The organism is Corallococcus sp. CA053C (assembly GCF_003611675.1).
In the GTDB taxonomy this organism is placed as follows: Bacteria; Myxococcota; Myxococcia; order Myxococcales; family Myxococcaceae; genus Corallococcus.
Genome location: NZ_RAWA01000388.1, coordinates 1 through 9401, shown reverse-complemented (window position 1 = coordinate 9401; position 9401 = coordinate 1). Strand labels below are relative to the sequence as shown.

At 71.4% G+C, this 9401-nt stretch carries 5 protein-coding genes and 1 pseudogene; 3 read left to right on the top strand and 3 right to left on the bottom strand.

Features of this window, described 5'->3' with window-relative positions:
• Nucleotides 1-18: 18 nt before the first annotated feature.
• Both D7V97_RS34610 and D7V97_RS34605 read right to left on the bottom strand, forming a co-directional pair.
• Nucleotides 19-2244 (bottom strand): protein kinase, encoded by a 2226-nt coding sequence (locus tag D7V97_RS34610; RefSeq protein ID WP_158623519.1) that lies wholly within the window; start codon nucleotides 2242-2244, stop codon nucleotides 19-21.
• Between the two features lie 283 nt (nucleotides 2245-2527).
• Nucleotides 2528-3589, bottom strand: a complete 1062-nt coding sequence (locus tag D7V97_RS34605; RefSeq protein WP_120614892.1) for a mannose-1-phosphate guanylyltransferase — start codon at nucleotides 3587-3589, stop codon at nucleotides 2528-2530.
• A gap of 177 nt (nucleotides 3590-3766) precedes the next feature.
• Here D7V97_RS34605 and D7V97_RS34600 point away from each other — a divergent pair, with 177 nt between their 5' ends.
• The 3 genes from D7V97_RS34600 (at nucleotide 3767) to D7V97_RS46180 (ending at nucleotide 9278) form a co-directional block, all read left to right on the top strand.
• Complete coding sequence (locus tag D7V97_RS34600; protein WP_120614891.1) at nucleotides 3767-6508, top strand: GDSL-type esterase/lipase family protein; 2742 nt, start codon at nucleotides 3767-3769, stop codon at nucleotides 6506-6508.
• 3 nt (nucleotides 6509-6511) lie between these two features.
• Nucleotides 6512-7984, top strand: a complete 1473-nt coding sequence (locus D7V97_RS34595) for an MBOAT family protein (protein WP_120614890.1) — start codon at nucleotides 6512-6514, stop codon at nucleotides 7982-7984.
• Nucleotides 7985-8804: 820 nt separating this feature from the next.
• On the top strand, nucleotides 8805-9278 hold the full coding sequence (locus D7V97_RS46180; RefSeq protein ID WP_233583407.1) for a hypothetical protein: 474 nt from the start codon (nucleotides 8805-8807) through the stop codon (nucleotides 9276-9278).
• A gap of 9 nt (nucleotides 9279-9287) precedes the next feature.
• Here the strand turns inward: D7V97_RS46180 and D7V97_RS34580 are convergent.
• Nucleotides 9288-9401 (bottom strand): annotated as a pseudogene (locus tag D7V97_RS34580) (IS5/IS1182 family transposase); the annotation flags it as partial.

Below are 9401 nucleotides of genomic sequence, written 5' to 3'. Positions count from 1 at the left end.
GTCCGGTAATGGACCCCATCAGGCCATGGCCCCGGTCATCCGCGCCCCGGCCCCAGACGGCACCCGCTGCCGCAGGGACTGGTAGTGCCTCAGCCACGACGTGTTCAGCGGATCCAGCTTCAGGGCCTCGGCGTAGCACTCCAGCGCCGCCGACACGGCCCGCTGGGCCTCCAGGGCGTGACCCTGGGTAAAGAGGGCGCGGGCCTTCACCTCCACCTCCGGGCGCGCGGCCAGGAAGGCGCTGCGCAGGGCCTCCATCGTCGGCTCCGGCACGCCCGCCGCGACACACCGCGCGAGCCCCGGGAGGTTGCCCCGGGTGGCGTCGTAGCCCACGCGGGAGAGCGGCTCACCGAGCGTGCGCTGCGCGGCCAGCACCCGGACCCGCAGGGCGTCGAGCGCCTGCCGCTGGGACGTGGGCAGCGCGCGGCCCTGGAAGGCGACCAGGCGGCGCAGCGCGGCCTGGGCGCGGCGGTGCACGTCCGCGAAGTCCGCGTCGGGCTTCGCGCCCAGCAGGGTGTAGGGGTCGCGGGCGACGGCCTCCGCGCGGGACAGCAGCCGGGCCAGCTCCGCGTCGGGCGCGGGCTCCGCGTCCTCTTCCAGCGCGCGCGTGAGCAGCCGGCTCAGCGCGGGGTACTCGTCGGGGAAGTGGACGAAGACGCCCGCGGTCACGCCCCAGGTGCGCGCCTCGTCGAAGGTGACGTGGCGGACGACGTCGCAGGCGCCCACCGCCGTCTCCCCACGGAAGGACACCTCCACCGGCAGGCGCGCGGCGAGCGGCGGCAGCGAGCCCTGGCACTCGGCGAAGAGGCCCTCGGGGGCGACGTCGCTCACGGACACCGGCTGGAGCACCTCGCCCGGCGTCAGGCCCAGGCGCACGCGCAGGTCCGACGGCGCGTCCGTGCGGGGCGCGGAGGCCTCCAGGGGCGCCGCCGTGTCCACCAGCGGGGAGGGCGCGGTGAAGGGGCCCCCCACCCGGTCCACCAGCGCGATGGGCACCGTGTTCAACGGCACCGGAGCGGCGTCCACGGAGGGCGCCAGGTGCATGAACGGAATGGCCGCGGACCCCAGCGTGGAGGTCGCGTGCGCCGGAGCCGCGCCATGGGATGCGGCGACCGGGCCGGTGCTGGATGGGGACACCTGCCGCTCGGCGGGCCCCAGCAGCGCCACGGCCGACGACCAGAACGCGGCCACCTCCGCGCGCATGGCCACCTCGCCCGCGTGGGCCGAGGAAGCCCCGTCGTCCGCCGCGCGCAGCGCCGCATCCTCCATGGACGTGGCGGACGCGCCCCACTCGGGCACGTCCTCCACGATTTCAATGTCGTCCACCGCGTCGTGCTCCACGTCCACCACGAACGCCTCCGAAGCGTCCTCGCGCGCGTCCGCCGACGCATCCCGCACGCCGACCTCCGTGCCCAGCACCTCCGCGAGCGCGACGCGGAAGGCCCGCGCGTTGTCGAAGCGCTCCTCGGGACGCGCGGCCAGCGCGCGCAGCAACACCGTGGACAGCGCGGGAGGAATGCTCGCGTTGAGCGCGTGCGGTGGGTACAGCACCACGTCCGCGGACCGCCCCAGCCCGAACGGCAGCCGCCCGGTGACGAGCAGGTAGCCCGCCACGCCCAGCGCGTGCACGTCCGCGCGAGGCCCACCGGAAGTCCCCGCGCACTGCTCGGGCGCCATGAACGTGGGCGAGCCCACCGACACGCCCTGGGCGCGCTCCTCGGACGTCAGCGCCGCGGCCCGCACCGCGCTCGCGCCGAAGTCGCGCACCTGCACCCGCCGCGCCCCCTTCGAGTCGCGCGTGACGAGCAGCGAGTCCAGCGTGAGGTCACCATGCACGAGCCCCCGCGCGTGCGCTGCCTCCAGCCCCGCGAGCGCCTGGTCCAGCACCTCGCCCGCCTCCGCGGGAGACAGCGGCAGGGGCATCGCGCTCAGCGACTCGCCCTCCGGCGCCTCCATCAACACGCAGGGCAGGCCGTGGGGACCGGGGCGCACGTCCAGCACGCGCGCCACATGACGGTGCACGACGTTGCGCTGCGCGAGCGCCTCCGAGATGAACCGCGCGCGCACCGCCGGCCGCTCCGCGAGGTGCGGGTGCAGCACCTTCACCGCGAAGCGGTGCCCCGTGGGCACGTACTCGGCCAGGTACACCGAAGCCACCGCGCCCGTCTCCAGCCGGCGCTTCAGCAGCAGCGGCCCGTGGCGCTGGCCCTCCAGCGAATCCCCGGCGACCGACGGCGACGCCACGGGGCAGGCTTCCCCGTTCAGGTGGTCCACGACGCAGCGCTTGCAGCCCATCGACATCCTCGCCTGCCACCCCCTGGATGGGGCGGACGCGGGTGGGGCTTGCAACGTCCGCGCCCCGTGCCCGGGGGCCCTTCCCGTCCACCACCGGACACTCCAAGCGCCCGAAGGTGCCGGAAAGCCCCGGAAACGGTCCGGGGCCCCCTGTAGAAATGACAGGCGGCCCCGGGTAGAAATGGGTGAGGGGAAACAGGAGGCGCGGTAGGCCTCTGCCCCACACGAAGCGCTAGAGGAGCTTGAGGCGCTTCTTGGCCTTGAGCGCCTCGACGACCTTGCGGACGTCCTGGCTCTTGTCCTTGGGGACGACGAGGACGGCGTCGCCGGAGTCCACCACCACGACGTCATGGAGGCCCACGACGGCGAGGGTGCGCTTGTCGCCCAGCACCACGCAGTTGGTGCAGTCCACGAGCACCGCGTCGCCGGAGACGACGTTGCCCTGCGCATCCGCGGGGCGCACTTCCGGGATGGCGGCGAAGGAGCCGACGTCGGACCAGCCGAAGTCGCCATCCAGCACCGCGATGTTCTCCGCCTTCTCCATCACGCCGTAGTCGATGGAGATGGAGGGCAGCTTCGGGAACACGCGCTTGAGCACGGCGGCGAAGGTGCGCTTGCCTGCGGCCTTCTGGAGCGCGTCGAGCCCCTTCTTCATCTCCGGCATGTGCTGCTGGAAGGCCCTCAGCATGACGTCCGCGCGGAAGACGAAGATGCCGCCGTTCCACAGGTAGTCGCCGCTGGCCAGGTACTCCTGCGCCGTCTTGAGGTCGGGCTTCTCCTTGAACGCCTTCACGCGGCGGCCGCCGCCCTCCAGCCCGTTACCGACCTGGATGTAGCCGTAGCCCGTCTCCGGGCGCGCGGGCTTGATGCCCAGCGTGACGATGTGGCCGCCCTCGGCGATGCGCGCGGCCTCCGCGAGCGTGCGCTGGAAGCCCTTCACGTCCGCGACGTGGTGGTCCGACGGCAGCACCGCGAGGATGCCCTTCGGGTCGCGCGCGGCCACCTGGAGGGCGGCGAGCGCGATGGCGGGGGCGGTGTTGCGCGCCACGGGCTCCACCAGGAGGTTGCCCTTGGGCAGGCCCTTCACCAGCTTCGCGGCCGTCTTCGCGTGCACGGGGCCGCAGACGATGAAGGTGTTCTTCACCGGCGCCAGGCCCTTGAGGCGCAGCGCGGTGTCGGTGAGCAGCGGCAGCTTGGAGGCGAGCGGGAGGAACTGCTTCGGACGGGCCTGGCGGGACAGCGGCCAGAAGCGGGTGCCGGAGCCTCCGGCCATGATGACGGGATAGAGGGCCATATGCGGGGTCAAGCTCCTGGAGGACGCCAGGCCACACCTGGCGCGAATGGCGGCGCACCATAGCGCTTCGCGCCGTCGGAGGAAGGGGGCCCGGCCGGCTGCTCGACAGGCGATGGGGCGCGCGGATGTGGGCAGAGTTTTGACCCGCCCCCGAAAAGCCAGTCTCATGCCCCACCGTTGAGTCTCAAGCCCACATCCACCGGGTGGACGCTGGCCTTCACCGTGCTCCTGACGGTGGGGTTGTCCCTCGCCCCACTGCCGGAGAAGTTCCGTCCCCTTCCCAGCCTTCGCCAGGAAGGGTCGCTCGGTCCCAAGCTGGTGGCGCTCGCGCTGCCGGCGTCCCTGCGCGGCGTGAAGGCCCCGCGTCCCTCCGCCGACACGATGGCGCCCGACGCGCCGCCCTCCGCGCTCGCGGAGGCGGACACCGCCGGCACCGACACGGATCCGCAAGCCGGCCCGGACGTGGGCGAGGCCCCCGCGGTGCCCGGCATCGGCCTGGAGGAGCTGAGCGCCCCCACGCTGGCGAACGCGCTGGAGCTGGAAGCGCTGCGCGAGCGCATGGGCGCGAAGCACGTGGACATCGAGCTCAACTGCCGCAAGGCGCGCGCGGACGGCTCGTGTGAAGAGGACGGCCTCGCGCCGCTGATGCGCGCGCTGGGGGACCTGCGCTCGGACGCGCGGCGCACGCCGGTGCGGGTGGTGCACCTGGGCGATTCGCTGATTGCCTCCGACTACATCACCGACGTGGTGCGCGACCGGCTCCAGGAGCGCTTCGGTTCGGGCGGTCCGGGCTTCCTCTACATCCACCGGCTGGCGAGCGCCGGCCGCGCCACGCGCGCGGGCACCGCGAGCACGGACGGCTGGAAGATGGAGCGGCTGGTGGACACGCACTGGCCCAAGGACCGCGTGGGCTGGACGGGCGTGGCCTTCTCCACGAGCGGGCCGTCGCAGGGCGCGCGCTTCTCGGTGGAGGGCTCGCGCGAGGCGGAGCTGTTCTTCCTCGCCCAGCCGGCCAACGGTTCGGTGCAGGTGTCGGTGGACGGCAAGCCCACGCAGCGCATCCAGACGCGCGCGTTCGGCCCCAAGTCGGAAGCCGCCTTCGCGCGGTTGAAGCTGCCGGAGGGCGCGAAGACGTTGACGCTCACGGCCAGCGGCAAGACGGAGCTGCACGGCGTCTCGCTGGAGTCGGGCACGCCGGGCGTCGTCTACGACACGGTGGGCCTCTTGGGCGGCATGGCGGAGGTGTACCTGCGCGCGCAGCCCGCGGCCTTCCGCGCGCAGCTGCGGCACCGCAAGCCGTCGCTGGTGGTGTTGATGGTGGGCGGCAACGAGGCGTTCTTCCTGTCGCGCGAGCGCACCACGGTGGACGAGGTGCGCTCGCAGATGAAGGAGCTGGTGTCGCGCGTGCGCACGTCGGTGCCGGACGCGGCGTGCCTCGTGATGTCGCCCATCGACGCGGGTGTGCGCACGATGAGCGGCGAGCTCGTCACGCGCCGGCACTCGGCGGAGGTGGCCGAGGTGTTCCGCGAGGAGGCGCGCCAGGGAGGCTGCGCCTACTACGACACGCTGGCGGCGATGGGCGGCGAGGGCTCCGCGCTCAAGTGGCTGGAGTCGGGCCTGATGCTGGAGGACCTGGTGCACCCGCGCGTGCGTGGCTCCAACCTGCTGGGCCACCTGTTCGACCTCGCGTTGCAGCGGGCCTTCGCACGCACGCATCCGCCGCGAATTCCGGCCGCGGATATGTCGGGCCTGCAGAACGCGACCCCGGCGCTCCAGCACACGTTCGAAGCGCTGGCCCGCCGCGAGTCCGGCGCGAAGCTGCGCGTGGGCATCGCGCAGTTGGGCGCCTCGCACACGGCGGCGCACTTCTTCTCCGACACCGTGCGCGACGCGCTGACGAAGCGCTTCGGCGACGCGGGGCGCGGCTTCATCGCGGCGGGCAAGCCGTCCCCCCGGCTGGAGGCGGCGCACGTGTCGCGCACGCTGGACGGGTCGTGGACGGTGGAGGACGCGAAGGGCGCTGCTGAGCCCGGAGGCCTCTGGGGGCTCACCGGCATCCGCGCGGTAGGAGCGCCTGGAGCAAGCCTGGGCATCTCCTTCTGCCAGGGCTGCGAGGGCCGCAAGGACACGCCGGGCCGGCTGGACCTTTACGCGCTGGACGCGCCGGGCGCCGCGGCGCCGGAGATCCGCGTGGACGGGGAAGCGATTGCCCCGGAGGCACCGCCACCCGAGCCGCTGACGAAGCCCACGGTGCGCATCCGCTCCTTCCCGGTGACGGGCCTTGCGCACACGGTGCAGGTGACGGTGCCGGAGGGCGGCGGATCCGCGACGGTGCTGGGCGCGTCGATGGAGTACGACACGCCGGGGCTGGTGTACGACGCGCTGGGGTTGCCGGGAGCCACGGCCTTCACGGCGAGGGACATGGACGCGACGGCGATGGACGCGCAGCTCACCGCGCGCCGGCCGGACCTGCTGGTGTTCTGGTACGGCACCAACGAGGCGGAGCTGCCGGAGCTGGACGCGGGCGTGCTGCGCCAGGACTACACGGCGCTGGTGTCACGGCTGCGCAAGGCGACGGGCGCGGAGTGCCTGCTCATCGGGCCCACGGACCGGCTCCAGCAGGACGCGGACGGCCGGTGGACGGAGGCGCCGTCGCTGGGGAAGGTGCTGGCGACCTTGCCGCAGGTGGCGAAGGACGCGGGGTGCGCGTACTGGTCCGCGCGCGCGGCGATGGGCGGCGAGCGTTCCATGCAGCGCTGGCAGCGGCAGCCGGTGGCGCTGGGCCATGTGGACGGCGTGCACCTGACGCAGGCGGGATACGCGGTGCTGGCGAACGCGTTCGTGAAGGACCTGATGGCGGCGTACGAGTCCACGAAGAAGGGCGGCGAGCCGACGGCCTCCGCCGCGGGAGCGCCCTGAGCCGTGCTGTCCCACAGCCTCCACTACGTCATCTTCGTCATCGTGGTGTTCGCGCTCTACTGGGCGGTGCACCGGCACTTCTGGCCCCGGATGTTGGTGCTGCTCGTGGCGAGCCTGGTGCTCTACACGGGCTTCACGCAGCTGCCGACGCTCATCGCGCAGGGGAACGTGACGCTGAAGGCCCTGCTGCTGGCGGGGCTGCCGCTGCTCATCTTCCTGGCCGGCGTGACGGTGGATCACCTGTGGGTGAAGGGCCTGGGGCGCACGGACAGGCCGGGCGTGCGCAAGCTGCTGGTGGTGCTGTCCATCGTCTCCAACCTGGGGATGCTGGCGGGCTTCAAGTACCTGGAGCTGTTGCGCAAGACGGCGCTGGCGGTGCTGGGGCCGTGGGGCGTGGAGGTGCGGCCGGAGCCCTTCCACCTGTTGTTGCCGGTGGGGCTGTCGTTCTTCGTCTTCCAGTCCATCAGCTACACGGTGGACGTGTACCGGGGGAAGGCGAGCCCGGAGCACTCGTTCGTGGAGCACCTGCTCTACATGCTGTTCTTCCCGCGCGTGGTGAGCGGGCCCATCGTGCGCGCGTCGGAGCTGATGGCGCACTTCCGCGAGGTGCCCACGCTGACGCCGGATGACGGCGGCAAGGCGATGTTCCGCATTGCTGTAGGGCTGGTGAAGAAGCTGATCATCGCGGACGTGCTGGGCAGCGGCATCGTGGATCCGGTGTTCGGAAGCCCGCACGCGTACTCGTCCGCGGAGTGCGCGGTGGCGGCGGTCGCGTACACGCTGGAGCTGTACTACGACTTCTCGGGGTACTCGGACATCGCCATTGGCGTGGCGGCGCTGTTCGGCTTCCGGTTCCCGGAGAACTTCGCGCGGCCGTACCTGGCGAAGAACCTGTTCGAGTTCTGGAACCGCTGGCACATGAGCCTGTCGTCGTGGCTGCGGGACTACCTGTACATCCCGCTGGGCGGCAACCGGCGTTCGAAGCCGAGGGTGCTGTTCAACCTGATGATGGTGATGGTGCTGGGAGGCCTGTGGCACGGGGCGGACTGGCGCTTCGCCGTATGGGGCGCGGTGCACGGCGTGGCGTTGTGCGCGGTGCGCTGCTGGTGGTGGTTCCGGGGCAAGCAGCAGGAGCCGGGACCGGTGCGCGTGGGCCTGGGGATGCTGGCCACGTTCACGCTGGTGGTGTTGACGCGCGTGGTGTTCCGGGCGCCGGACATGACGCACGCGGGTGAGTTCTACGCGCGCATGTTGGCGGGAATCCCGGGCCTGGCGAACGTGGGCCCGCTGGTGTGGACCATGTTGGCGGTGGCCATCCTCGCGCACACCCTGCCAATGAAGGTCTACGACCTGACGGCGCTCGCGTTCCTCAAGCTGCCGGCCCCCGCGAGAGCGGTGGTGCTGGTGCTCATCGGCCTGGGCATCCGGCAGCTGTCCACGCTGGAAGCGCGGCCCTACGTGTATCTGCAGTTCTGAGTACGCTGCGCCGGATGGGGCGTGTCCGGCGACATCTCTGGTGGGTCGCGGCGAGCCTGGGCGTTGCGTGTGCCAGTAGCGGGGCCCGCCGGTTCTACGCCTCTTCGGAGCTGTCACGGCGGGAGGGACTGGAAGGTCTGACCATTGCTCCGGGCCCCTGGCCGGAGATCCCCGCGGTCCTGACCCACGCCTCCGTCGTTCCTGATGACCTGATCATCCCAACGCTTCACGCCCTGCTTGCGCTGCCAGGGGCAGTCGATGCATGCGATGCGAGCACGGGACGCCCACGCCCCGAAGCCTCGGAGTACTGCGTCGCCATCTATCGGACGCCTTCTGACTGGCGTGTGTCCTGGCCTGTTCGGAACACGGTGAAGTCGGCGGGTTCCTGTCACCCTCCATTCGGAGGAGTTGATGACGCGGATTACGGCAACGACCTGCCCGTCTTGGGTTATGCCCACAACCACCCGTGCGCATCGGACGTGAGCAATCAGGACCTGAGCACCTGGCCGATGGTGAAGTCGGAAGGTGCGTGGGTGGTGGTCGCGTATGGCACGACGCCCGGCGGACGGCTCGCGCGTGACGAACGAGGGCAGGTGATTCCCGCGTGGGGGTGGCTCGCCACCGGACACCGGGATGCGCCCCGGTTCTACAAGTGGAATCAGGAGGGTCAGGTCTACCGGTGGGATGGCGGTAGGAAGCAATGGAACTTCCAGGCACGCTGCACACCGCGTCCTTCCAGCATGTTCAGACCCGAGGGAGTTCTACCGGACTGCTCCGCGGCCCTTCACCCCTAGAGCCTCACGGCCATCCAGGTGTCCTCATGCTGAAATCGCCCCGGTTCATGCTGATCGCATCGTTGCTCGTGGAGACGGGCCTCCTGGGGATGCCTCTCTGCAACAGGAGACCAGATGCGAGCCCGGCGGCTGCCCAGGCCGCCACCGCACGCCCTGATGCAGGCGCCCCTTCCACTCCGGAGGCGCCCATCCCATGGCCGAAACAAGACCTGCCTCCTCTCGCGACCCTGGAAGGTCCTGCCATCCAGGCCGCGCATGCCGCATTGCAGGAAGTGCTGAAGCGCTTTCCCAAGGAGTTCGAGGGTCAGTGCGCCTTCTCCGCCAGGGCCCTGGAAGTCGTCATCGGCCAGGAGGCCGGCTGGTACTTCGTGCGGATCAACCGCCGTGTGGATCGGTGCCCTGGCTTCGGACCCCGTGTCACGGGCCTTGAGACCGACTGGTTCGAGCTCTACGCGGTGTCACCCGAAGGCAAGCTCGAGCGGTATCCCTACCAGCCCTAGGGGGTGTCCCTAATTAAGCCAAAGCATCATGCAGGCCAGGTGGAGGACCGCCAGGTAGTTGGTGGCGGTCTTCTCGAAGCGGGTGGCCACGGCGCGGAAGCGCTTGAGGCGGTGGAACATGCA